This window comes from Glutamicibacter bergerei (genome assembly GCF_054495185.1).
Window position 1 is genome coordinate 2,873,776 of sequence record NZ_CM137131.1, and the last position, 24,401, is coordinate 2,898,176.

22 protein-coding genes and 1 riboswitch are annotated in these 24,401 nt (G+C 57.1%); of the genes, 9 read left to right on the forward strand and 13 right to left on the reverse strand.

All coding sequences use genetic code 11. The annotated features are described in order from the left end of the window. Nucleotides 1-57 precede the first annotated feature (57 nt). On the reverse strand, nt 58-1,626 hold the full coding sequence (locus ACX5K5_RS13340; protein ID WP_459174523.1) for an HNH endonuclease signature motif containing protein: 1,569 nt from the start codon (nt 1,624-1,626) through the stop codon (nt 58-60). A 240-nt stretch (nt 1,627-1,866) separates the two neighbouring features. After that, on the reverse strand, nt 1,867-2,238 hold the full coding sequence (locus ACX5K5_RS13345) for an ArsR/SmtB family transcription factor (protein WP_096255768.1): 372 nt from the start codon (nt 2,236-2,238) through the stop codon (nt 1,867-1,869). A gap of 199 nt (nt 2,239-2,437) precedes the next feature. Here ACX5K5_RS13345 and arsB point away from each other — a divergent pair, with 199 nt between their 5' ends. The 4 genes from arsB to pstS all read left to right on the forward strand — a co-directional run bounded on the left by arsB (nt 2,438) and on the right by pstS (nt 6,533). Continuing rightward, complete coding sequence (gene arsB, locus ACX5K5_RS13350) at nt 2,438-3,433, forward strand: ACR3 family arsenite efflux transporter (protein WP_459175444.1); 996 nt, start codon at nt 2,438-2,440, stop codon at nt 3,431-3,433. 10 nt (nt 3,434-3,443) lie between these two features. Continuing rightward, on the forward strand, nt 3,444-3,857 hold the full coding sequence (locus ACX5K5_RS13355) for an arsenate reductase ArsC (protein WP_459174524.1): 414 nt from the start codon (nt 3,444-3,446) through the stop codon (nt 3,855-3,857). 21 nt (nt 3,858-3,878) lie between these two features. Continuing rightward, on the forward strand, nt 3,879-5,291 hold the full coding sequence (locus ACX5K5_RS13360) for an FAD-dependent oxidoreductase (RefSeq protein WP_096255773.1): 1,413 nt from the start codon (nt 3,879-3,881) through the stop codon (nt 5,289-5,291). Nucleotides 5,292-5,384: 93 nt separating this feature from the next. Beyond that, nucleotides 5,385-6,533 (forward strand): phosphate ABC transporter substrate-binding protein PstS, encoded by a 1,149-nt coding sequence (pstS, locus tag ACX5K5_RS13365; RefSeq protein WP_443449072.1) that lies wholly within the window; start codon nt 5,385-5,387, stop codon nt 6,531-6,533. 64 nt (nt 6,534-6,597) lie between these two features. Here the strand turns inward: pstS and ACX5K5_RS13370 are convergent, their stop codons facing one another. Then, nucleotides 6,598-8,118, reverse strand: coding sequence for a SulP family inorganic anion transporter (locus ACX5K5_RS13370; protein WP_459174525.1), 1,521 nt, complete (start codon nt 8,116-8,118; stop codon nt 6,598-6,600). Between the two features lie 184 nt (nt 8,119-8,302). On the opposite strand from ACX5K5_RS13370, the gene ACX5K5_RS13375 reads away from it, so the two are divergent. The 3 genes from ACX5K5_RS13375 (at nt 8,303) to nhaA (ending at nt 10,334) form a co-directional block, all read left to right on the forward strand. Further along, complete coding sequence (locus ACX5K5_RS13375; RefSeq protein WP_096255779.1) at nt 8,303-8,695, forward strand: MerR family transcriptional regulator; 393 nt, start codon at nt 8,303-8,305, stop codon at nt 8,693-8,695. 117 nt (nt 8,696-8,812) lie between these two features. After that, nucleotides 8,813-8,974 carry a hypothetical protein gene (locus ACX5K5_RS13380; RefSeq protein WP_170947804.1) on the forward strand — a complete coding sequence of 54 codons (162 nt, stop codon included), beginning with the start codon at nt 8,813-8,815 and terminating at the stop codon, nt 8,972-8,974. 82 nt (nt 8,975-9,056) lie between these two features. Beyond that, complete coding sequence (gene nhaA / locus ACX5K5_RS13385) at nt 9,057-10,334, forward strand: Na+/H+ antiporter NhaA (protein ID WP_459174526.1); 1,278 nt, start codon at nt 9,057-9,059, stop codon at nt 10,332-10,334. Nucleotides 10,335-10,622: 288 nt separating this feature from the next. Here the strand turns inward: nhaA and ACX5K5_RS13390 are convergent, their stop codons facing one another. After that, nucleotides 10,623-11,990, reverse strand: coding sequence for an MFS transporter (locus ACX5K5_RS13390; RefSeq protein WP_275542572.1), 1,368 nt, complete (start codon nt 11,988-11,990; stop codon nt 10,623-10,625). Between the two features lie 551 nt (nt 11,991-12,541). Here ACX5K5_RS13390 and ACX5K5_RS13395 point away from each other — a divergent pair. Next, entirely contained in the window at nt 12,542-12,865 is a 324-nt protein-coding gene (locus tag ACX5K5_RS13395) for a CHY zinc finger protein (RefSeq protein WP_096255783.1), read from the forward strand. On the opposite strand, the gene ACX5K5_RS13400 is transcribed toward ACX5K5_RS13395, so the two are convergent. The 3 genes from ACX5K5_RS13400 to ACX5K5_RS13410 form a co-directional block, all read right to left on the reverse strand. Next, nucleotides 12,862-14,262: a mycothione reductase gene (locus ACX5K5_RS13400; RefSeq protein WP_443461374.1), complete on the reverse strand. Its 1,401-nt coding sequence runs from the start codon at nt 14,260-14,262 to the stop codon at nt 12,862-12,864. The two genes, ACX5K5_RS13395 and ACX5K5_RS13400, sit on opposite strands and share 4 nt — an antisense overlap. Before the next feature lie 61 nt (nt 14,263-14,323). Next, nucleotides 14,324-14,815: a universal stress protein gene (locus tag ACX5K5_RS13405; protein ID WP_188683026.1), complete on the reverse strand. Its 492-nt coding sequence runs from the start codon at nt 14,813-14,815 to the stop codon at nt 14,324-14,326. A gap of 211 nt (nt 14,816-15,026) precedes the next feature. After that, complete coding sequence (locus tag ACX5K5_RS13410) at nt 15,027-15,944, reverse strand: GDSL-type esterase/lipase family protein (RefSeq protein WP_459174527.1); 918 nt, start codon at nt 15,942-15,944, stop codon at nt 15,027-15,029. Nucleotides 15,945-16,257: 313 nt separating this feature from the next. After that, a riboswitch (SAM riboswitch) is annotated at nt 16,258-16,373 on the forward strand. Nucleotides 16,374-16,383: 10 nt separating this feature from the next. Here ACX5K5_RS13410 and ACX5K5_RS13415 point away from each other — a divergent pair. Then, nucleotides 16,384-16,896, forward strand: a complete 513-nt coding sequence (locus ACX5K5_RS13415; RefSeq protein WP_188683029.1) for a hypothetical protein — start codon at nt 16,384-16,386, stop codon at nt 16,894-16,896. Nucleotides 16,897-16,984: 88 nt separating this feature from the next. Here the strand turns inward: ACX5K5_RS13415 and purU are convergent, their stop codons facing one another. The 6 genes from purU to glyA all read right to left on the reverse strand — a co-directional run bounded on the left by purU (nt 16,985) and on the right by glyA (nt 24,340). Further along, complete coding sequence (gene purU / locus ACX5K5_RS13420; protein ID WP_459174528.1) at nt 16,985-17,845, reverse strand: formyltetrahydrofolate deformylase; 861 nt, start codon at nt 17,843-17,845, stop codon at nt 16,985-16,987. Nucleotides 17,846-17,972: 127 nt separating this feature from the next. Further along, a complete protein-coding gene (gene soxG, locus ACX5K5_RS13425) occupies nt 17,973-18,593 on the reverse strand; it encodes a sarcosine oxidase subunit gamma family protein (protein WP_096255793.1) in 621 nt (206 codons plus the stop codon). Then, entirely contained in the window at nt 18,586-21,489 is a 2,904-nt protein-coding gene (locus ACX5K5_RS13430; protein ID WP_459174529.1) for a sarcosine oxidase subunit alpha family protein, read from the reverse strand. Before ACX5K5_RS13430 ends, soxG begins: the two co-directional genes overlap by 8 nt. Continuing rightward, nucleotides 21,486-21,785: a sarcosine oxidase subunit delta gene (locus tag ACX5K5_RS13435; RefSeq protein ID WP_105678320.1), complete on the reverse strand. Its 300-nt coding sequence runs from the start codon at nt 21,783-21,785 to the stop codon at nt 21,486-21,488. Before ACX5K5_RS13435 ends, ACX5K5_RS13430 begins: the two co-directional genes overlap by 4 nt. 18 nt (nt 21,786-21,803) lie before the next feature. Next, a complete protein-coding gene (locus tag ACX5K5_RS13440) occupies nt 21,804-23,021 on the reverse strand; it encodes a sarcosine oxidase subunit beta family protein (protein WP_096255798.1) in 1,218 nt (405 codons plus the stop codon). A gap of 2 nt (nt 23,022-23,023) precedes the next feature. Then, on the reverse strand, nt 23,024-24,340 hold the full coding sequence (glyA, locus tag ACX5K5_RS13445; RefSeq protein WP_459174530.1) for a serine hydroxymethyltransferase: 1,317 nt from the start codon (nt 24,338-24,340) through the stop codon (nt 23,024-23,026). Nucleotides 24,341-24,401 lie beyond the last annotated feature (61 nt).

The following is a 24,401-nucleotide window of genomic DNA, read 5'->3' on the forward strand; positions in this document are numbered from 1 at the left end:
GTGCGGTAGTGAATGAAAATTTCAGTCACTCAACGATGCTTCAAGGAAAGCCAGCTTCTAGCTGGCTAACTGATCAGGCCGATCAGGCGGATCTGGCGGATCTGGTGGATCAGCCCACCCCAACACCCTACGCACCTGATCAGTCAGGCCCACTTCCAACACCGGCGTCCGATCATGAATATGCTCAAAACCAGAGACGTTCTCCACCCCACCAGGCACCGACACATAGTTCAGCCCATGCGGGGTCCGCCAACTGACCGACCCATCAGGGCGACTAATCGACTGCCACCCCAACGCATGCTTAAACATCTGATGCCGCTTACACAGTAACTGCGAATTAGCGCCACTAGTATGCCCACCTTGAGCCCACCCCTCAATATGATCCACCTCGCAACTCTGCGCGGTACGCCGGCACCCAGGAAAACGACAACACCGGTCACGGACCAACAACAAATCCTTCAACGCCACCGACGGGCGATACCTTTTACGTCCCACATCAATAGCTGCCCCGGTCCACGGATCAGTGAGCACCCGAAGCATTGACGGGGCCTCCTGAGCCAGAGTCAAGGCGACTCCCATCGGGATGGGGCCGTACCCTTCAAGCTCAGCTAACCCCCGGCGAGGATTAACAAGTGCTTCCACTGCTGGGATGGTCACCACTACCCGTGGCTTCAACGGTGTTCCCCCGGTAGCGGGCCACCCATCTAAGAGAGCGTCACGCAGAATATCGGCGTGACGCTGAGCTTGGGTCCGGGTATCGTCTAGATCTACGTCTTGCTGGGCGAAAGCTTTCACCGTGTTATAAATCGAGTACACGTCCTGTGCTGGCGCGTAAAGTTTCAACGCGGCCATCCCGTCAGGTTCATCCCACAGCGTCACACACCGTCCGTCCTTCGCGGATTCGTGACGATCAGCAGCCGAGACGGGATCCAATTTGCGGTGCAACCGGCGGGCACGCTGACTGAAACTGGCATCACTGGCGGTCTTTGCGACCGGCAATAGTGAGTGCTCCATCCGGCGGATATCCTCTGGCGTCAGGTCTTGTGTTTGCTTCACCATCTCTTGGGCGGCTTTAGTGGTGATCAGCCCGCGCGATAACGCGTTCAGCGTTTCAGGGCATAGGTAGCGTAGCCCTTTGGCAGTGAACAGTTTCGCCCGTGTTTTCTCGACTGTTTCTCGTAAAGCGACGGCCGCTTCAGCAACGAAGCTGGAGGTGATGATCTGGTCGCTGGCTGGGTCCACTCCGTAGTAGTGGGCGCTGATGCGTTGGTCGCGTTGCTTCTCAGTTTCGCCTTGTGGGGCGGTGCTGGCGGTGTCGGCAGCGTATTCGGCCGTTGATTGGGCGACGAGTTCGATGCTGTCGGTGAGGATCACGGCTTCTGCTGCGTCGAGGGCACGGCGTAGGTAGGCGATGGCTTTCAGCTCGGTGAGTCCTTGGGCGGGGTCGGTGCGTGGGGGTCCGTGGTAGAGGGTGGAGGCGAGTTCCAGGACTTGAGCGAATTCGTTTTCGTGTTCAATCGCGCAAGCTAATGGCCCGTCGAGGTGGGAGATTTTCCTGGTTCCTGGCGGGTTCAGCGGTAGACGGTGTTCGTCGTCGTCGTTGGTGAATGCATGCTGGATGCTCATAGTCTATTTTCCCGCGTGGTACCGACATTTTGGTGGGGTTTTCACGGGCTGTGGACTACTCAGAAGATAATTTCTGCGCTCTTGGATTGCTCTACTTTTGGGCCAATACTAGAACAATAAACTTAGCTCGACACTAAGGACAACAATCGTCTTTGAAGAGACTCCGGCCTGAGCATTTTCATGCTGCCTCTTCGTAAGTGACTGAAAAATTGCGTCACTCGCCAAGACCTGGGCCGACGCTTAGTTCTTCGGCAATAAGCTTGAGGCCAAGGATTCTAAGGCCCCGGGAACTACAGAAAAGTATGCCCACACACCACGCTTTTCGCGGTGCAGGATGCCCGCATCAACCAGGATCTTCAAATGGTGGGAGACCGTGGGCTGCTTCAACCCAAGCGGCTCAGATAAGTCACAGACGCAGGTTTCCAACTCTTCGCTTGACGACACGATGGAGAGAATACGCAGTCGGTTGGGATCACTCAGGGCTTTAAAACGCGCGGCAAGCAGCTCGGCTTCCGCGAACTGCAAGACCTTGTCACCAGAAGCTGGAACACAGCACGTCTCATCGGTTATCTGTAGACCCAACTCAACAGTATCTGTGGTGATTGCGCTCATTTGGACGGCCCTTTTCTACACTCTTTACAGAGATTGACAAACGTCGATATAGACAACCATACTCGAGACATCGACGCTCGTCGATGTCTACTTTTGGAGCGATGCCTGCGTGACACCTACGACCGCGCCTGATACGGCCCCCGTGTCTGTAAAACTTTCTTTCCTGGACCGATATCTCGCGCTGTGGATTCTGCTAGCAATGGGCGTCGGTCTAGGATTAGGACGTATCTTCCCACAACTGGGCGCGCTCTTAGATCGATTCACCATCGCCGGGGTTTCGGTGCCGATCGCTATCGGCCTGCTGGTGATGATGTATCCGGTCCTCGCTAAGGTCCGTTACAACGAAACTGGCCGAGTTTTAGCCGATAAGAAACTTATGATCACTTCATTGGTGATCAATTGGCTTTTGGCTCCGGCGTTCATGTTCGTCTTGGCCTGGGTGTTCCTCGCAGACCTTCCCGAGTACCGCACCGGTCTGATCATCGTAGGCCTTGCTCGTTGTATTGCCATGGTCTTCATCTGGAACGATCTGGCATGCGGCGACCGTGAAGCTGCTGCGGTATTGGTCGCTATCAACTCCGTCTTCCAAGTGGTCGCTTTCGGCGCCCTGGGCTGGTTCTACCTACAGTTGCTTCCTTCCTGGCTCGGTCTGGAAACTACCAGCGCAGAATTCTCCATCGCCGCGATCACGCTCTCGGTGTTAGTCTTCCTTGGCATTCCGCTACTCGCCGGATTCCTCACGCGAACCTTCGGTGAAAAGGTCAAGGGACGCGACTGGTATGAAAATAAATTCTTGCCAAAAATCGGACCGTGGGCTCTGTACGGACTGCTTATCACCATTGTGTTGCTCTTCGCATTGCAAGGCGACAACATCATCTCCAAGCCACTGGACGTGGTGCGAATGGCGATTCCACTGCTGATCTACTTCGTCGTAGTCTTCGGTGCCGGAATGCTTATCGGACACGCGCTAAAGCTCGGCTACCCACGCACCACCACGCTGGCGTTCACCGCAGCTGGCAATAACTTTGAGCTAGCCATCGCCGTGGCTATCGCCACCTTCGGAGCGACCAGTGGCCAGGCTCTCGCCGGGGTGGTCGGACCGCTGATTGAGGTACCAATCCTCATTGCTCTGGTCTACGTAGCGTTGTGGGCCAGAAAATTCTTCCCCACGGCTTCGACAACTATTTCTTCCTAGGAGATTATTCATGAGCAGCGTTGAAAAGCCTTCAGTACTCTTCGTTTGTGTCCACAATGCCGGCCGTTCACAGGTGGCCGCAGCGTTCCTCTCCCACCTCTCTGAAGGTCGTATTGAGGTCCGCTCAGCAGGCTCGCAGCCGGCCAACACGGTCAACCCTGCCGCGGTGGAGGCAATGAATGAGCTGGGCATCGACATGTCCGCCGAAACCCCGAAGATCCTAACCACCGAGGTCGTCAAAGACTCCGACGTCGTCATCACCATGGGTTGCGGCGACACCTGTCCGATCTTCCCCGGCAAGCGTTATGAAGATTGGAAACTTGATGACCCAGCGGGCCAGGGTGTTGATGCTGTTCGCCCGATCCGCGATGACATTCGTGCCCGTATCGAGACGCTCATTGCGGAGCTTCTACCCACCGCGTAAATGCATCTTTTAGGAACCAAAATGACCGAGAATTATCCCGTAGTTGTCATTGGCGCCGGACCAACCGGGCTGGCAGCCGCCGCACACCTCATTGAACAGGACCAAGAAGTTCTAGTTCTCGAAGCAGGGGCGAGCGTTGGCGCCACCATAAAACAGTGGAAGCACATTAAGTTGTTTTCCCCCTGGCGCTTCAACATCGATGCCGCCGCACGACGCTTGCTGGAAAATACCGGCGACTGGGTAGCCCCACGGGAAACCAAGTTGCCTACCGGCGCTGAATTTCTGGAGCAATACCTCGAACCGCTGGCAAGCCACCCCAAACTGATCTCACAGATCATATACGGTCACCGAGTGACCAAGATCAGTCGCTTGCATCAGGATGGTCGAGGCGTTGATAAGGCCCGCACCGCAGACCGCGATGAGTCATTGTTCTTGATCCGCACCGAAACAGCACAGGGCGCTGTAGATCTGCAGGCGCGCGCGGTCATTGATGCCACCGGCACCTGGAACCAGCCAAACCCGGTAGGACGTTCCGGTATCGAGGCAATTGGCGAGTCCGAAGCCCACGCCGCAGGCTTCATCACTTCCCCATTGCCAGATCCATTGGGTGCAGACAGCGAAGATTTTGCTGGCAAAACCATCCTGGTACTTGGCGCCGGTCACTCGGCGGCGAACACCATCATCTCGCTGGGCCGTTTACAGAAAGAACGCCCTGACACCAAGGTGCTGTGGGGGCTGCGCGGCCAGGCAAACCCGATTCGACTTTACGGCGGAGGGGCAGCAGATGAGCTTCCCGCACGCGGGCAGCTGGGCACTTCGCTACGCCGACTGGTAGAAAATGAGCACGTCAGCCTAGTAGAAAACGTGTCAGTTGGTTCCCTGACGGTCGGCGAGAAGTTGAGCGTGAATCTAGCTGACGGCCGGGTGCTGGAAGTGGACCGCATCGTCCCGGCCACCGGATTCCGCCCCGATCTGACCATGCTCTCGGAACTGCGCTTGGATCTTGACCAGACCGTTGAAGCACCCAGCGCATTGGGTCCTTTGATCGATCCAGAATTCCACAGCTGCGGCACGGTCAGCGCGCACGGTGAGAAGGAACTTTCCCACCCGGAAAAGAACTTCTACATCGTTGGCATGAAAAGCTACGGACGCGCACCCACCTTCCTGATGGCCACCGGTTACGAGCAGGTTCGCTCCATCGCCGCTCACCTATCCGGAGATCACGAGGCTGCCCGCAGAGTTGAATTGGACCTCCCAGAAACTGGAGTGTGCTCTACCGATTTAGGCGGCTCCTGCGACGCGCCAGCGGTAGCAAGTTCCTGCGGCAGCGAACCGGCACCTGCTGCCGATTCATGCTGCGGACCGGCGGAACCGCTGACCATCGGTTTTGCAACTGGCACTTTGCATGGCAATGTCGAACTAGCAGAAAAATAACTCTCCGGTGTCACGGTGGCTGTTCGCAACTGCCGTGACACCACTGCTAAATCCCTTCCCCTCCCTGACTCTCCCAGCACCTCAGGAGCCCTGATGCGCCCAGCTAATCCACCTCGACGTTTCGCTCTTCGATCCCCGCGTTCCATCGTGGCACTCGGACTTGGAATCACCGTGTTGCTTACCGGGTGCGGCTCCGATTATCCGCTCGGTGAGGCTCAAAAGGAGGCCGCCAAGGCAAATACCTCCGACTTGCGTGGCACCTTGACCGGTGGTGGCTCCACCGCACAAAACGCCGCCATGAACGCGTGGACTACCGGCTTCTCTGTCTTGCATCCTAAAGTACAGGTGCAGTATGCCTCGGTCGGCTCCGGCGCCGGACGTGAAGGCCTGCTGGCCTCGGCAACAGAATTCGCCGGCTCAGATGCGTACCTCAAAGACGAAGAAGTCCAGCGGTCCCAACAGACTTGTGGACCGGGCGGCGCCATCAACATCCCCGCCTACATTTCCCCGATCGCCGTCACGTTCAACCTGCCAGGTATCCACGAATTGAACCTTGACGCGGATACCATCGCCGGGATCTTCAATCGGGACATCCGCTCTTGGCAAGATCCCGCGATCGCCAAGCTCAACCCAGAGGTGGAACTTCCCGATATCCCTATGACGGTAGTGGCACGCTCCGATGATTCAGGTACCACCGAAAACTTCACCGAATACCTGCATAGCGCCGCGCCTGAGGTATGGAAGTACGAGCCCGATGGTAGCTGGCCCAACAATATTTCCTTGGAAAAAGCGCAGGGTAACGCCGGTGTGGTGACCACCGTGGCGCGCACCGAAGGCACCATCGCGTACGCCGATGATTCGCTCGTTGACGCAACCTTGGGCAAGGTGAACCTCAAGGTTGGTGACGAATTTGTCGAGGTTAGTGGAGAGGCAGCTGCCCTCGCCGTCGCAGAATCTAAACGCGTCGAAGGCCGAGATGCCCATGACATTGCCCTTGAGCTAGACCGTAAGACCACTGCTCCCGGCGCATATCCGCTGGTATTGGTCTCCTACTTGCTGTTCTGCAGTTCATACGAGGATCCGCAGACCATTGAGCTGATCAAAACCTTCGGGCACTACGTAGTGAGCAATGAAGGCCAAAAGATCGCCGCGGATTCCGCAAAGAGTGCACCGATGCCAGAACGTTTGGCCAAGGATGCAAACGCCGCGATCGACTCGATTAGCGTGCTAGGCGCAAATTAGCAGAGTTCTTATTCAAAAGGTGGCGACGGATTTGATTCCGTCGCCACCATTTTATTCCACTTCGCTAATGTCCGCCGAGCTTTCCACGCATGCGTTCACGCATATTGGTACTGGCCAAGTTCAGACCTGAAACTTCCACGTTTTTCCCACACTTCTCGTACTTGTCCGTAATGGAATCTAAAGCCGCTATGGTCGAGGCATCCCACAGGTGTGATTGATGCATATCAATGACGACGTTTTCAGGATCTTCAGCGTAGTTGAACTGCATGTACAAGTCATTGGACGAAGCAAAGAACAGCTCGCCGTCGACCACATACTTCGCAATTTCCTGATCAAAATGTTCTTCCATCGTGCGGGTCACCGTCACGAAATGTGCCACACGGTTTGCGAAGAGGCTCATCGCGGTCAGTACACCGGCACCGACGCCGATTGCGAGGTTGTGGGTGGCAACGGTGAAGATCACGGTCACCAGCATGACGGTGGTTTCGCTCTTAGGCATCATGCGCAGAGTGGAGGGCTTGATACTGTGCCAGTCGAAGGTTGCAATCGATACAAAGATCATCACAGCAACCAGAGCGGCCATCGGGATCAGCGCAACAATATCGCCTAAGACGACCACCAAGATGAGCAGGAAGACACCGGCCAGGAAGGTGGAAATTCGTGTACGCGCGCCGGAAGCTTTCACGTTGATCATGGTTTGCCCGATCATCGCGCAACCACCCATGCCGCCAAAGAAGCCGGTAATAATATTTGCGGCACCCTGACCCCAAGATTCGCGGGTCTTGTTCGAGTGCGTGTCGGTGACATCATCTACCAGCTTGGCAGTCATCAGTGATTCAAGAAGTCCCACGAAGGCCATGGCTAGGGCGTAGGGGAAAAGGATCTGGAGCGTTTCAACGTTCAACGGAAAATCCGGGAAGAACAGCGCTGGCAGTGATTCAGGTAGGTCACCCTGGTCCCCTACCGTGGGAACAGCCAGGGACGCAAAAACGGTAATGAGGGTCAAGACGACGATGGCAACCAGCGGAGCTGGGATCGCGGTAGTCAGTTTCGGTAGGCCGAAGACGATCCAAAGTCCCAACGCGGTCAGTGGGTAGACCAGCCAAGGGACACCGAGTAGTTCTGGGACCTGGGACATGAAAATCAGGATCGCCAGCGCGTTGACGAAGCCAACCATCACCTGACGCGGAATGAACCGCATCAGTTTGGCAACCCCTAAGACCGCAAGAAGAACCTGGAAAATGCCGGCCATAATTACTGCGGCAATGAAGTAGTCAATGCCGTGGCTTTCCACCAACGGTGCGATCACTAGGGCGATGGCACCGGTAGCGGCGGAAATCATGGCGGGACGTCCGCCGAGGAAGGCGATTGAGACCGCCATGGTAAAGGACGCAAAGAGACCAATGCGTGGGTCAACACCGGCGATGATGGAGAAGGCGATGGCCTCTGGAATGAGAGCCAGCGCGACGACCAGTCCGGCGAGTACTTCGGTTTTAAGTAGGCGCGGGGACTTCAGGGTGCGTAGCACCGATTGCCGCTCCACGGGTGTGAGAGCTTGGTGTTCTGCGGGTGCTTGTGTGCTCACGAATGAGACTCCATTCATTGATGGATTTAGGGCATAAGCCCTTGGGATTGCATAGAATTCTTGGTAGCGCGTCGTTGCGCTCAGCAGGAGTCAAGGGCTACCTCTTCGGTAGGGCTTGCAAAATCTAGTACAACTCTAACCTAACGTGAGGGTAGGGTTGTAATTGACGATCACGGAGGATCCCATGAATGAACCCGAACCAACAGCCACCAACAAGAGCACCCTACATATTGGCGATATGGTCGAAGCCACGGGACTCTCACACCGCACGATCCGTCACTACGACGAGGTGGGACTCCTGCCGGCCAGTACCCGTAGCGAGGGCGGATTTCGCTTATATACCGAATCAGATTTACAGCGCATGCTGGTCATCCGTTCTATGAAGCCACTGGGTTTCACCTTGGAAGAGATGGGCGAACTGCTAGACACAGTAGACATTTTGGACGCTGAACCGGGCAACAAAACCGCACGTGTTAAGCTCGACGAATACACCGAACGAGCCATCACCAAGCGCAATAAATTGGCACTAAATCTTGAACGAGCCGAATCATTCATCGCTGACCTGCATACCAAATGAGTGAGCATTGCTCGCACATTCGGACCATTTCGGGGACTTTGTCTAGCTACCGCTAGCAGGAAGTAGCGGACAAAAACCGCATTAGGGCCCAGTGGCCCGACACTATAGAGTTGAAGTATGTCCTACTCGGTTATCACGCATGTGCAGCGCTTGACCGCTGCCGTTTTCCCTAAGGGGAAACTGCTGACCAAGCGTGCCAGTGGCACCAACGGGTGGATGAGTTCCTGGGGAACGAACGCGCACGGCGAAATCGCTGGCTGCCCACCACCGCGCTACTAATCGCGCGCCCCACACACTTTTAATAAGTACCTTTCGCGCGCCTTCACGCCATTTTCCCTTTCTCTAAGAAGGACACCTTACTTTGCCGCACCCATCTTCTGACGCAACCCGTCAAGCACCGCATGCCATCTGGCGCGGAATCAATCAGACGCTCAAACAAGATTCCATGGGTGGCCTGTTGTTGCTTTGCGCGACAATTGCTGCACTGATTCTCGTCAATTCTCCGGCCGCACCCTGGTATGAGAATCTGAGAGATTTCACTTTTGGTCCCGAATCACTGCACTTGAATCTTTCCGTCGGAGCTTGGGCCGCCGACGGCCTGCTAGCCATCTTCTTCTTTGTGGTGGGCCTGGAGCTTAAAGAGGAGTTCGTAGTTGGCAAACTACGCAACCCGCGCACCGCGCTTGTCCCCATCGCCGCTGCCGTTGGTGGCGTCGCGCTACCCGCAGTGTTTTACACCATCGTCATCACCACTTCCGGCAGTAGCGCAATCAATGGATGGGCGATTCCGGCGGCTACCGATATCGCCTTCGCCGTAGCAGTGATTGCGGTGGTCGGAAAATTCCTACCCCCGGCCCTGCGCACCTTCTTACTGACTCTGGCGGTAGTAGATGATCTGCTCGCCATTTCTATCATCGCCATCTTCTACACCGATGATCTGGCGTGGCTCCCACTGCTCATTGCACTACTTCCGCTAGCACTCTTTACTATTGCCGTGCAGCGCGGAGTCCGTGCGTGGTGGATCCTCATACCTCTGGGAGTGAGCGTGTGGGCGTTAGTTCATGCTTCCGGTATCCATGCCACCGTTGCCGGAGTGCTTTTGGGCTTCATGGTGCCCGTTATCGCTTCTAAGCGTGCACGAGTCAACGTTGGAAAGAACAAAGACGGGGAACCAATCTACGAAGGACTAGCAGCTCATTTTGCTGACCGTTGGAGCATTGCCTCCTCGATCATCGCCATCCCAATTTTCGCTTTCTTCGCCGCCGGCGTTGCTATCGGAGGCTTTGCGGGACTGCGCGAATCCTTGCTCAGCCCCGTTGCACTAGGCATCATCGCGGGCCTGATCCTCGGCAAATCTATAGGCATCACCACCGCGACCTTCTTGGTCACCAAGCTTCCCGGTATCGAGTTAGACCGCAGCATTAAGTGGATCGACTTGCTTGGTATGTCATTTATCGCCGGTATCGGTTTCACCGTTTCACTACTGGTCGGAGAACTAGCCTTCGGCGCGCAAGGCGAGGAAGCGCAATATGTGAAGGTCGGTGTGCTGTGCGGCTCGCTGCTGGCAGCAATCATCGGAGCACTTATTCTTGGCGCGCGCAATCGCACATACCGTGCACTACAGGCCGACATGAAATAGCCTATTTCTTTCGCGTACCAGATCGTGAGTCGCCGTTGGCGCCAAGTCATCTTGCATCTTTGCGTGGGTCTTTCACACAAAGGTATTCACGATTACGGAGGAGCCCCTAGCCCGGAAATCACTGCTATTTTCCGGCCAGCGGTATCACTTCTGGAGAGTCCTTGTTGAGACCGCTTAAAGCGCCAACATTTCATAAGGTAGGCGATTGAGAAACCAGCAATGCCAGCGAGATAAACCATAAGGCAAAAGGTCGGTCCCGAGGGACCGACCTTTTGCTCATGCTGCTAGTTACTTGACCTTGGCTGCTTCCTTGAGAAGCCCGGTCTGGATTCGGTCCTGCTCATCGATGTCGGCAAGGCTGACGCCCTTGGTTTCCTTCATGAAGTACACCGCCACCATCGTGACTATCGCGGCAAACACGATGTAGCCGGCGACGGGAACCCAGGATCCGTAAACCTTCAGTAGGAAGGTCGCGATGATCGGAGCCATCGAACCTGCCACGATCGAGGTGACCTGGTAACCCAGTGAGACACCCGAGTAGCGCATCCGAGTGGGGAACATTTCGGCCATAATGGCAGGCTGCCCGGCATACATCAATGCATGCACCGCCAAGCCACCGGTGATAGTCAGCAAGATAATGAAGTCATTGGATGTGTTGAATAGTGGGAAAGCGATAACTCCCCAGACGGCCATCAAGATCACTCCGGTCGCGTAGACCGGGCGGCGTCCGCGGGTATCGGTCATTCGTCCGACCAAAGGAACGATGATTGCGTGGAATATATGTGCCAGCAACATCAACCCAAGAATCTCTGAGGTGTCCATTTTCAGCTGTGTGGCCATATAGGTAATCGAGAAGGTGACGACCATGTAGTACATGATGTTCTCACCAAAACGCAGTCCCATGGCGGTGAATACGCCTCGTGGGTAACGCTTGAAGACTTCCTTGACGCCGTAACCGGCTGCCGCGTTTTCTTCCAGTTCTGCTTTGGCTTCCTGGAAGATCGGGGCATCTGAAACTCGGGTGCGGATGTAGTAGCCGACGATCACGATGACCACCGAAAGCCAGAAACCTACGCGCCAGCCCCAAGCCAAGAACGCTTCTTCACTCAGAGTTGATGAGAGCACAAGCAACACTATGGTGGCCAACAGGTTACCGATAGGCACCGCAGCCTGTGGCCAGGAGGCCCAGAATCCGCGTTCCTTATTTGGTGCGTGTTCGGCGACGAGCAACACCGCTCCACCCCATTCGCCACCGACGGCGAAGCCTTGCAGGAAGCGCAAGACGATCAGCAGGATCGGGGCCGCATAGCCAATGGCGTCGAAAGTTGGGAGGCAACCCATGAGGAAGGTGGTGGCACCGACCAGTATGATGGCGATTTGCAGCAGGTGCTTGCGACCGTATTTATCACCAAAGTGGCCGAAGACGATGCCGCCAATAGGGCGGGCGATGAAGCCGACCGCGTAAGTCAGGAAGGCTTTGATGATGTTGTCTAGCTCGTTGCCCGCGTCGGGAAAGAAGATCTTGTTAAAGACCAATGTGGCGGCGGTGGCGTAGAGGAAAAATTCGTACCATTCCACGACGGTGCCGGCCATGGAGGCGGAGACGACCCGGCGTAAGCCTTTACGTTCGGCCTTGGTTGAGGTTTCGGATACCAATGGTTTTCCTTCCAGCGTGAGGGTCCGAACCCGGACCCACCAGTGATGACTAAGAATGAGTATGTCCTAGGTCACAGTGTGATGGTAGGTAAAAACGTCGCAAACCAGTAACCTCTTTCGCACATCGAGGGTGCACCAGCGCACAGTGTGCGTCAGGTTGTTACCGAAGAATTCGCTGTACTCCATAAAATGCTCAAACGGTTGTGCAGTGATGCAGAGTTAGAGGGCCACCCGACTATGGTCATGATTGACCAAATCAGCGAAACGGCGAGACTCACCCGCGGTGCGCAATCTTAAGCCGACATCTATTCAAGATCTTCTGAACGCAAAGAGCTGCGCAGATTGAAGGTACACCCACTACACATCGACAGATCACGCACTTTGGGAATCACCTGGTGCGTCTAAAAACGAACATTTGGATTCCGTCGAGACAATCTAAAGTGTGGACTAAGAGGCGAGCTCAGTTGAAGAGCTGTGGGCCAATGCCAACGCACATATTTGACTCTGGGCCTTCACCGGCCAGTAGTCTCGGTGTAGGAATAGGAGAACTCATGAGTGAAAAACCTGAGGTTTATGGGGTTAACGTCGATTTGCAGACTCGGTGCGCGCACTACCACCAGGACATCGACGTCATTGCGATCAAGCATTACTGCTGCGGTAAGTACTACCCATGCCACCTCTGCCATGAAGAAACTGCCGGGCATCCGGTAGTGCTTTGGCCTGTTGAGAGGTTCACAGACCCCGCAGTACTCTGCGGGGTCTGCTCCCTTCAACTAAGCGTCAACGAATACCTCAAGACGAACACTTGCCCAGCCTGTGATGCGCTATTTAATCCCGGGTGCAAGTTGCATCTTCAGCTGTATTTCGAGGTCTAAAGCAAGCCGGAGTCCGGGACGTCCAATCCGAGGAGCGCGTTCTCCACGACTTCCATCAGCGCCGGGTGAATCCAGTACTGACCGGTGGCCGCGGTATGTGCATCAATATCCAGATTCATCGCCATGATGACCGGCTGGATCAGGTTTGAAGATTCCGGGCCCATCGCGTGGGCACCGACCAGCTTGCCGGTGCGCTTGTCAGCCAACACCTTGAACAATCCGGTCTGTTCTTCCATTGCCCAACCGTAGGCAGTATCTCCGAACTTCTGCGTCTTCACCGTGAGGTTTTCCGCGCCAAGCTGTTCACGTGCTTCCTCTTCGGTGAGCCCAATGATTGCGATCTCCGGGTGAGTGAACACCGCAGCCGGTACCGCTCTGTTCGAGTTTTTACGCAAGGATTCTGGGTGTTCTAGGTTGTAGGCAACCAGGCGTGCCTCGTAGTTGGCCACATGCTTCAGCTGCGCCGCGGAGCTAATGTCACCGAGTGCGTAGAGACCGGTGACGGGTTTACCTGCGCGTAGCACCCGCTGGTATTCGTCGACTTTGAGTCGCCCGTCTTGGTGGAGGTCCAGCCCGGCTTTTTCGGCACCAATTTTGTCGGTGTTAGGGATTCGCCCAATAGCGACCAGTACCGCGTCGGCGCTCAATGTTTCATCTCCCAAAACCACATCCAGACCGGAATCTGCCTGACGAAGAGCCTTCGCCTCGGTGTGATAACGAACCGTCCAGTGAGCGGCGGCTTCCTTGTTGTAGGCGTCGGAAATTTCGGTGTCTAGCTGGCGCATCAACGCTCCGGAGCGCACCAGCTGGGTGACCTTGGTGCCGAGTCCGGAGAACATGGCGGCAAACTCGCAAGCAATGTAACCGCCACCGATAATCACCAAAGACTCTGGCAGTTTGTCCAGACGCATGACGCTATCGGAGGTGTGCACCGCGTCAAGTTCGATACCTTCGATATTGGGCATGCTGGGGCGGGAGCCGGCGGCAATGACGAGCTGTTTGGCGGAGATCGTCGTGCCATCCTGAGCGGTCAGCGTATTGTCTTGCCCTAAGGTGACGTACTGGGAGATGAGTTCGACGTTTTCTAACCGTTCGCGGTAGTCCTCACCGCCGGAGGAGATCGCGTCAATTCGGCCAAAGATTCGATCACGCATGGCTGGCCAGTCAACATTTTCTACCGACATTTTCACGCCGAGAAGTGCAGCCTCTTCCACCCCACGGGCCAGGTGCGCCGGGCGAACAAACATCTTCGTGGGGATACATCCAACGTTCAGGCAGGTACCGCCGAAGGTTGAGCCTTCGGCGATAGCCACCTTCTTGTCATCCCAGTAATTGGTAATCAGCGAGTTGCCCGAACCCGAGCCAATAATAGCGAGATCTACGTTGTGCGAAGTCATGGACTCATCGTAATTCAGCGCGAGACGCTGGATCGAGTTTTCGCCGCGAAGCGAAGCTAGGTTACTTCACTTCGGCCGAGATGTCAGATAGTTGCGGGCTTTGCGGCACCACAAGGACCGGACGGTTTTGTTTGTGGCTCAGCGCGACCGCGATAGACCCGTCCATGAGCTCTTCCATGCGGCTACGTATCCCCGGTCGCCGCGTGCCGATGGCGATGAGTTGGGCGTCGAGCTGCTCGGCAACGCGGGCCAATGCCTTGGCTGGATCTCCAGCGACGCTGCGAGCTTCCCAATGCACGTTGTGGCCTTCGAAGGACGCGGTGAGTTGCGCGGCTAGCTCTGGCGGAAAATCCTGTGGGATCTGTTCTTCGCCGTCGAAGGTGGTGTCGGCGATGATTTCTCCGGTGGGTAGCCGCTCGGTGACAAATCGTCCGGAATCTACGTAAATGCACATGATTTTTGTGTCCGTGGGCGCTGCCAGTCCAATGACGGCTTCTAGCACCGAAGGCGACTGTCCAGGCTCAACACCAACGAGTAAAATACGCTCGGTCATCTGTACTCCCACTGATCAGGCCGAGTTGATCTTCGGCTTCACTCACGACTAATTTTCGTCGTTAAACCCATTATGACAGGGAGTTTCTGCGTTGTCTGCAACATTCTAGAAACGTCTTGAGCTCCCTTACTGGCCTAGGCTAAACCGGCTGGAAGGCACGCTGTTGGGGTCCCGCAAGTTATCCGGAACCCAAACATGCTCGCGCTCGAAGTTAGCCGTGATGATGCCGCGAGTGTGAATGCTTGTGCTGATACCGGTCGTGATGCGCCAATTTTTTCAGGTTAATGTGGCGCTTGACCGCTGGGTAGTACCCGTTGAGATAACCGGTGGTGGTTGGGTGCAAGTTGAACGGGTCTTCAAGGTTAGCCAGATTAAAACTGATCCAGGATTGGGTGGCACCCACCCCATGGTTCATAAACGCTCCGGTCACCGAAACGAAGGAGCTATCCGTGCCTTTGGTGGCAGCCTTGATAGTTCGATTAAGCGTGTCCCCTAACTTATTCAGTGCCCGTGCGTTCTTGGCCGTGATCAATGGCTGGTCGCCGTGAGAACTGGTGAACAACCGCGGATAGCCCAGCACGAGGATCTTTGCGCCGGTGGCCGCATCGATCTGTTTGAGTGTGGATCGCACATCCGCACGCAGTGCCGGCATGGACGCGTAGCCGAGTTTCAGCATCCCCTGGCATTTCTCTGCGGTGCTCCCACCGGCACAGGCTGCGACGGTTTCACCCCACTGCAAATTATTTCCACCCAAGGTGAGGGTAACCAGATCTGCTTCCGCCAGTTGTGGAGCTACCCCGGCCGCGACCTGAGCAATCTGTGCAGTGTTAAAGCCTGTGCAGGCCGCATCGGCGGTGAGTTTGACGCCAGGTAACTGATCGATATTGGTTACGTGTGACGGGCCGGTGGTTTGCAGACAACCGTCGAAGGGACCGGGCTTAATAGATCCCGAGCCAAAGCCGGCAGAATACGAATCACCCAAATTTACGTAGTTGATCACCACGGTACTATTGCTTCGCGTGGTTGGTGCAAGTGCCGTGGCCGGTGCCATGCCTGCCAACAGAAGGCCGGCACTGGCGATGCCGGCGGCGATAAGCGTCAATAATCTGGACTTCTTGATGCCGTTCATTGGATTGTCCCCTGTTTACAGCGTGCGCTGTGTCTGGAACACCGCGCAAATTGCCCGTACTGCCGGGCCACCATCATAGGATTACGACTTTGACGGCAAATTCCCGAAGCCCTTGATCCCCACGATCTAGGGCTACCACCGGGCAAAATACGGCACCGGATGACGCACACGCAACCAGGTTGAGCCCTGTGTCTACGTTTGCCATATTCTACGCCGAACATTCATGCCGGTGAAGGTCAATGCAGAGTTCTATGTATGCGACAAATATTGGTCAAGCTAAAGTGTCGGTGCACTGGTTTATGCTGTTTATCAGGTTCAAGAGCCGTAGTCCTAAGTACCTGGCTGACTACGCGGCAACCCTCCTCCATCAGTGGGGTGCCCCAGGGGAAGAACCGGTCCGCGGTGAATATCCGAGGACAAGTTGATGAAAGGAACCACCATGTCTCATTCCGAGCTAATTGACGCGTATGGGTTGCCACAAACCGAGCTGGCAGCCAAAAATTCTAGGCTGGCCTGGGAACGCCGGTGGACCGCGGTGCTACTAGAGCACAACTACACTCCGGCGGGGCTCTACGATAATAAGTTTTCCCAGTTTATGGGCTTGAACAGTGTCAGTCGCGGACTGCTTCACGGGACCTCTGCATTGCGTCCTGAGCTCTGGCGCGACTATGCGCAGCGGTGGGAAAAAGTTGGGGTGAACCCCGAATTATTTGCCTTGATTCTTTCGCTGCTACCGGACGCAGTGGACACCGCCTTGCGAGCTGCGTCGGATCTGACCGCTGAGTTCGCGCTGCATGACCGGTTGCGCACTCTAAATATCGATGGCGGGCTGTGGGGTTCTGACAGCCAACAGCTGATCCCCGAACAGTGGGCCGACTTTCCATATCTGGTTCAGAAGGTCGGTCCAACCCGAGCCTTGAGGTGTTTCCTCAGCGCCGGCCGCGACCAGTAATCACGCGGCCAGTAACAACTAAGTAGGGCGTTAACCCCAACACTTGATGCCCGGCACTTGGCGCCGGGCATCAAATTTTGAACAGTATTTAGCGCAGCACCACGGTGCGGTTGCCCCAGAGGAACACCCGTCCCTCACAGTGCCACTTCACCGCATTGGACAGCGCCTTGGCCTCGGTATCGCGCCCGGCGATCACCAAGTCCTCGGCGGTGTAGGTGTGGTCCACCTCTTGGACCTGCTGGGCGATAATCGGCCCCTCATCGAGATCTGCGTTCACATAGTGCGCCGTAGCTCCCACGGTCTTCACCCCGCGGTCCCAGGCCTGGTGGTACGGCTTGGCTCCTTTAAAGGAAGGCAGGAAGGAGTGGTGGATATTAATGGTGCGTCCCGAAAGCTTGGTGGATAGCTTATCGGAGAAGATCTGCATATAGCGCGCGAGCACCACCAGTTCGGTGCCGGTCCTCTCGATGATCTCTTCCAGCTTCGCTTCGGCGGCAGGCTTGGTGTCCTTGGTGACCGGGATGTGGTGGAAGGGGACCTTGTGCCATTCCACCAGCGAACGGTGATCAGGGTGGTTAGAGACCACACCAACAATGTCGATAGGCAGCGAGCCGGTGTGCGCACGGTGCAACAGGTCGTTGAGGCAGTGCTCAAATTTAGAGACCATGATGAGCACTTTGGTGCGTTGTCCGCGCTCACGAAGCTGCCAATCCATCTGGCGCTCGGCGGCGATTGGCGCAAATTCTTCGCGCATCTTTTCCAGCAGGCCAGGGACGTCATCCCCGGAGAAGTCCACACGCATGAAGAGGCGTTGGGAGGACATATCGTCATACTGTTTCAGTTCAACGATGGTGCGTTCGTGTTCTACTAAAAAGCCGGTGACATCGTGTGCGATGCCCATGCCCTCTGGGCACTGCAACGTCAGTATGTGTCGGATCTGGTCGCCCATCAAGGTCCTTCCGTGGTTCGTCTTTGAAACCTAGTGCAGGCAACTATTGGGTCGGTCCAGTTTGGACCGACCCAACGGTTGCAGCCATTCTCCCAAGCGAACTTGGTAGGTGGTGATCGTTCTGTGGCTAGATTACCGGTTCCGAAGCAAACTCGTTCATTGCGTCGACCAACCAATGCACCACATGCTCGGTGAATGAGGCGCGTGGCATCAGGTACCAACCATTTTCGGTGGTGCGCCAGAGCAGGATGGGCACGTTAGCCAGCGTGGTGGTGATCGCCTGGTTGACCGCAAAACTGCGTGGATGCAGGTCTGCCGGGCAACTCTTGCGAAGCACCAAGGATGCTGCCTGACCGGTGAGCTCGAGCACCGTACGGTTTGCCGACAGGTCGGTGACTTGGCCTTCATGCTCAGCCAAGGCAGCTTCCAAGGTGGGGCTCAGATCTTCACCGGCGGCGTTGAAGACCGAAAATTCGTCCGGCCCCAACCAGAGCACCGCGGTGCCTGACACGTCTCCGGACACTTGACCGACCTGTTGCGGCAAGCCCACACCGGTAGCCTGTGCCAGAGCTTGATGGCCGGCGCTCCCCGGAACCGCACGCAGCGAGATCTGGGTGGAGAAAGCAATCTCGCGTAATGCGACGGCGCGTTGCCCGGTGACGGTGGCCGCGGCCATGAGCTGATCGAGGTGCGCTGCCGGTGAGCGGCGTAGCTCGGTGGTTGATTCGATAACACTGTGCTTAGCCATCTCGGCGGCTGCCTTCCGGATCGTAGAGGACGGTTTCTGAAACCACCACGTCGACCAGCTGGCCGCCGTATGGGGTTTTGAGCACTTCGCCGATGCGATTGCGCCCGTTCTTGATTAGCGCCAGGCCAAAGGTGCGGCCCAGTGCCGGGGAGTTGTAGGAGCTGGTGACCCAGCCTTCCATTGGGGTGATCCCGTTGTCGCTTAATGCGTCGGCAGTGACCAGTGCAGCACCTTCTGGAAGGCGCAGGCTCTTATCCACCGGCAACACGGAGACCAACTGCTTACGGTCCTCGCGCTGGTTATCTTCGCGGCTAAAGGAACGCTTGCCCACGAAATCTTTCACCTTGGAAACAACCCATTCCATGCCTGCATCCTGGGGGGTCACCGTGCCGTCGGTATCTTGCCCGACGATGATGAAGCCCTTCTCGGCGCGTAGCACGTGCATGGTTTCGGTGCCGTACGGGGTGATGTTGTACTCCTGGCCGGCGTCGAATACCGCTTCCCAGGTGCGCAACCCGTACCAGCTCGGTACCGCAATTTCGAAGGCCAGCTCGCCGGAGAAGGAAATCCGGCTGATCCGGGCAGGGGTGCCGTTCTCCAAGAGCGTGTCCTCAAAGGCCATGAATTTGAATGCCTCGTTGGAGACGTCCAGTTGCGGCGCCAGCTTAGCGATCACCGCACGGGACTTCGGGCCAACCACCGCGACGGTGGCCAGTTGCTCGGTGACCGATGTGAAGACGACATCCAGCTCAGGCCATTCGGTCTGCGCCCATTCTTCCATCCAGTCCAGCACATCTGCGGCGCCACCGGTGGTGGTGTGCATCAAGAAACGGTCCTCGGCCAGTCGCAGGGTCACCCCGTCATCGAAGATCATGCCGTCGGCCTTGCACATGACGCCGTAGCGGCCCATGCCAACTTTTAGCTTGGTGTAGCCGTTGGTGTAGATGCGGTTGAGGAATTCTGCTGCGTCCGTGCCACGGATCTCAATTTTGCCCAACGTACTGGCGTCGAGCATGCCCACCGATTCGCGCACCGCGGCGCATTCACGGTACACCGCTTCGTCCATGGTTTCACCCGCCTGTGGGTAGTACCAGGGGCGCTTCCACTGACCGACATCCTCAAATTCGGCGCCATGGGCCAAATGCCAGGAGTGCATCGCGGTGATGCGAGCCGGATCCAACAGTTGACCACGGTTACGCCCAGCCAGCGCCACGAAGGACACCGGAGTATATGGGGCCCGGAAGGTGGTGGTGCCGATTTCTGCAGGGTTTTCAATACCGAGAACCGCGGCGATCACGCCAATCGCTGCCACTCCTGAAGTTTTACCCTGGTCGTTGGCGGTGGAGATCGAGGTGTAACGCTTCACGTGTTCTACCGAGCGCATGCCAGCCCCGGTGGAACGCAACACGTCGGCGACAGTTTGATCGCGTTGTAGGTCCACGAAGTGGTTCTTGTAGTGCACTGCGTCTTCGCCGAAGCGTGAGGCAATCAGCCACACCGGGCGGGTTTCACCCAGCGGCTCCTCAACAGCCTCGGGAATACGGGCGGTGGTTTCATACCCGGCTTTACTAGCAGCAGCGGCGCCAGCGGCGGCACCGGTTGATAGAGCGCCCGCGGTGTCAAAACGTCCGATAAGCGAACCGGCGAGGTGCTGATTGGCCACGGCGGCATCGGGCAGGAAGGCCTGCACGGTGGTGTCCCACACCAGTTTGCCCTGGCGCTGGGAGTGCAGGTGCACCACCGGGTTGAAGCCGCCGGAGATCGCTAGGGTATCGGCCTCGAAGCGCGTGGCTTCGCCGATGTTGTTCTGCGCATCCAGGCTCGCCACCCAGGCGGCGCACAGTTCGCCGTTGCTCCCGGCCTCGGTGTCGACAACCACCGATCCGGTGATCACTCGTACCCCGGCGCCAACCGCTTCCGCGGCGGCCACCGAGACGTTTTCACGGGCATCGATGACCGCAACCACAGACCCACTTGCGGCTAACTCTGCAACCAGCGGGTATACCGAATCATTGGTGGTGGCCACCAAGATCTGCTGGCCAACCCGGACGCCGTAACGGTTCAGGTAGGAACGCACCGAACCGGCGAGCATGATGCCCGGGCGGTCGTTGTTCTCAAAGACCATCGGGCGTTCGTGCGCCCCGGTGGCCAGCACGATCTGACCGGCACGGATATGCCAGACGCGTTCGCGAGAGACACCATCCTCCGGCGCCGCATCGAGGTGCGCGGTACGGCGTTGCACGGCGATCACGTAGTTCGCGTCGTAGCTGCCCAGCACGGTGGTGTGCTGCAGGTGGGTGGTCTCTTCAGCCTCTGCTAATTCTGCGGTGGTCTGCGCAACCCATTCCCGAGCATCCATGCCGTCAATCTGCTCGTGTGCCGCATCAAGTAGCCGGCCGCCGGCTTCGGGACGCTCGTCGAGCAGCATCACTCGGGCTCCGCTACGTGATGCTTCGCGCGCTGCGGCTAGGCCGGCCGGGCCTGAGCCCACAACGAGCACATCGGTGTGCACATGTACGTGGTCGTAGTAGGCCTCGTCCTTGCGTGGATCCATGGTGCCCAAGCCAGACAGTGTGCGGGCGCTGAGCCCATTAACCGCGGAGACCACGGGAGCTGCCAGCATCGATTCGCCGACGTCCTTGGCGTGACGGGCGTTCACGTGGACCAGCGCGTTTGGCTCTTCCACCCCGGCTGCAAAGATGCCACGTGGGCGCTTGAGATAGAGCGAGTCCCCCACCCGGCGGATGCCGGAGGCGAGCATGGCGCTAGCTAGGCTGTCACCACGTAGCGCTGCCAGTGGCTGTTCGTTGAGGGTGACGTCGAGTTTTTCCTCGAAGTTCACTCGGGCGCCGGCAGCCTGCGCGGCGTCCAAGCGGTATGAACCGGTGTTGCTCATCGGGTGCCTCCGTCGGTGCTTTGTAGTGCCGGGCGTTCTTCGCCGGCTCGGTAAATGGCTTTGAATTCATAGGTGACGGTGTCTCGCAGGGCGTTGAACCACTTGCGGCAGCCCATTGCGTGAACCCACCGTTCGGCGTTGATGCCCTTGGGATTCTTGCGGTAGAACAGGAACTGAGCCCATTCCTTATCGCTGAGCGCATGGGGGTCCGCCGGGTAAGCGACGTGCGCCTGTCCCCCGAACTTAAATTCTGTTTCATTGCGTGGCCCGCAGTTTGGGCAGTCAATCAGCATCATGAGTTCGTTCCCCTATTCTTAGTGGGCCACGGCTGCTGCGCCGTGTTCGTCGATGAGGTGGCCGGTTTCGAAGCGTTCCAGCGCGAACGGTGCGTTCAGCTTGTGCGGCTCGTCGTTGGCGATGGTGTGGGCGAAGGTCCAGCCTGCGCCCGGGGTGCCCTTAAATCCGCCGGTCCCCCATCCGCAGTTGACGTAGAGGTTCTCTACCGGGGTCTTGGAAATAATCGGCGAAGCATCCATGGTGGTGTCCACGATGCCGCCCCAGGTGCGCAGCACGTGGGCTCGGGCGAAGATCGGGAAGAGCTCCACGGCCGCTGCCATCTGCTCTTCGATGACGTGGAAGGCGCCGCGCTGGCCGTAGCCGTTGTAGGAGTCGATGCCTGCACCCATCACCAGTTCTCCCTTATGTGCTTGGGAAACGTAGACGTGGATGTGGTTGGACATGACCACCGTGGGGTGGACCGGTTCAAAGAGTTCGGAGACCAGTGCCTGCAGCGGGTGGGACTGGATCGGAAGATCCACCCCGGCCATTTCTGCCACGACCGAGGAGTGGCCTGCACTGGCCAGGGCGACCTTGCCGGCCAGGATGGTGCCACGGTTGGTTTTTACCCCGGTGACCTTGTTGCCGTCCTTGATAATTCCAGTGACTTCGCAGTTCTGGATGAGGTCTACGCCCATCTCGTTGCATTTGCGGGCGAAAGCCCAGGCGACGTGGTCGTGTTTGGCGATACCGGCACGTGGTTGCCAGGTGGCGCCCATGACCGGGTAGCGGATGTCATCGCTGGTGTTGATGATCGGGCAGGCTTCCTTGACCTGGTCCGGGGTCAGCCATTCGGCGTCGACACCGTTGAGCTGGTTTGCTTCAACGCGGCGCACCGATTCGCGGACGTCGCCGAGGGTGTGGGCCAGGTTCAATACTCCGCGCTGGGAGAAGAGGAAATCGTACTCCAGCTCTTCGGGCAGCTGCTCCCAGAGCTTCAAGGAGTGCTCGTATATACCAGCAGATTCGTCCCACAGGTAGTTCGAACGAATGATGGTGGTGTTGCGGGCCATGTTGCCCCCGGCCAGCCAGCCTTTTTCCAGCACCGCAATGTTGGTCATGCCGTGGTTCTTGGCCAGGTAGTACGCGGTGGCCAGTCCATGTCCGCCGCCGCCGACAATCACAGCGTCATAGGATTTTTTCGGGTCCGGATTGTTCCAGAGGAATTCTGGGTGTTCAGGTAGCAAGTCAGCCATGATTATTCTCCGATCTTCTTTAGATTTGGGTACAGTGGGTGAGCCTCGGCGAGCTTTAGCACTCGTTCCTTGAGCTCTGGCAAAACAGCAGTGATGCCATCAGCGCCAGCAATCAAAGCCTGCGCAATAATCTCCGCAACCTCAACAAACGCAGCCTCAGAAAAACCACGAGTCGCCAACGCCGGAGTACCAATACGCAAACCAGAGGTCACCATCGGCGGACGAGGATCAAACGGCACCGAATTACGGTTCACCGTGATTTCCACCTGCGCCAAGAGATCTTCGCCCTGCTGACCATCCAACTCACTATTACGCAAGTCCACGAGCACCAAATGAACATCGGTGCCACCGGTCAACACGCTAATACCCTTGGCAACCACGTCCTCCTGAGTCAGACGCTCAGCCAAAATGCGTGCACCAGCCAAGGTACGCTCCTGGCGCTCCCTGAACTCCGGCGAAGCAGCAATCTTGAACGCCACGGCCTTGCCAGCAATCACATGCTCCAACGGACCACCCTGCTGACCAGGGAACACCGCCGAATTCAGCTTCTTCGCAATCTCCGCATCATTCGACAGAATAATGCCACCACGAGGACCAGCAAGAGTCTTATGCGTCGTGGACGTCACCACATGCGCGTGCGGAACCGGCGAAGGGTGCAAACCGGCTGCCACAAGGCCAGCAAAATGAGCCATATCAACAAACAAGTACGCGCCAACCTTGTCAGCAATCTCGCGGAACCGCGCAAAATCCAACTGGCGCGGATACGCCGACCAACCAGCAACAATCATCTTCGGCTGGTTTTCAATGGCAAGGCGCTCCACCTCATCCATATCCACCTCGTAGGTCTGCTCATCGACACCATAAGGAACGATGTTGAACAAACGACCCGAGAAGTTGATCTTCATCCCGTGGGTCAAGTGGCCACCGTGGTTCAGATTCAAACCCATCACGGTATCGCCCGGACGCACCAACGCGTGGTACACCGACGCATTAGCCTGCGCACCCGAATGCGGCTGCACATTAGCGAACTTCGCACCGAACAGTGACTTCACACGTTCGATAGCCAACGTCTCAACAACGTCAACTTCCTCGCACCCACCGTAGTAGCGCTTCCCCGGGTAGCCCTCAGCGTACTTATTGGTCAGCACCGAACCCTGAGCCTGCATCACTGCCTGCGCCGTATGGTTCTCCGAAGCGATCATTTCCAAACCACGCTGCTGACGAGCCAACTCGGCATCGATACGCTGCGCAATCTCAGGGTCCAAGGTTCCCAGGTCCTCGGTCAGCGATGTCGCTGCAAGGGAGGTAGCTAAAGTCATTACCCATTCCTAAATGTATGAATTGCCGACAACTGATATATCAATCTGCCTCTCACTGTAT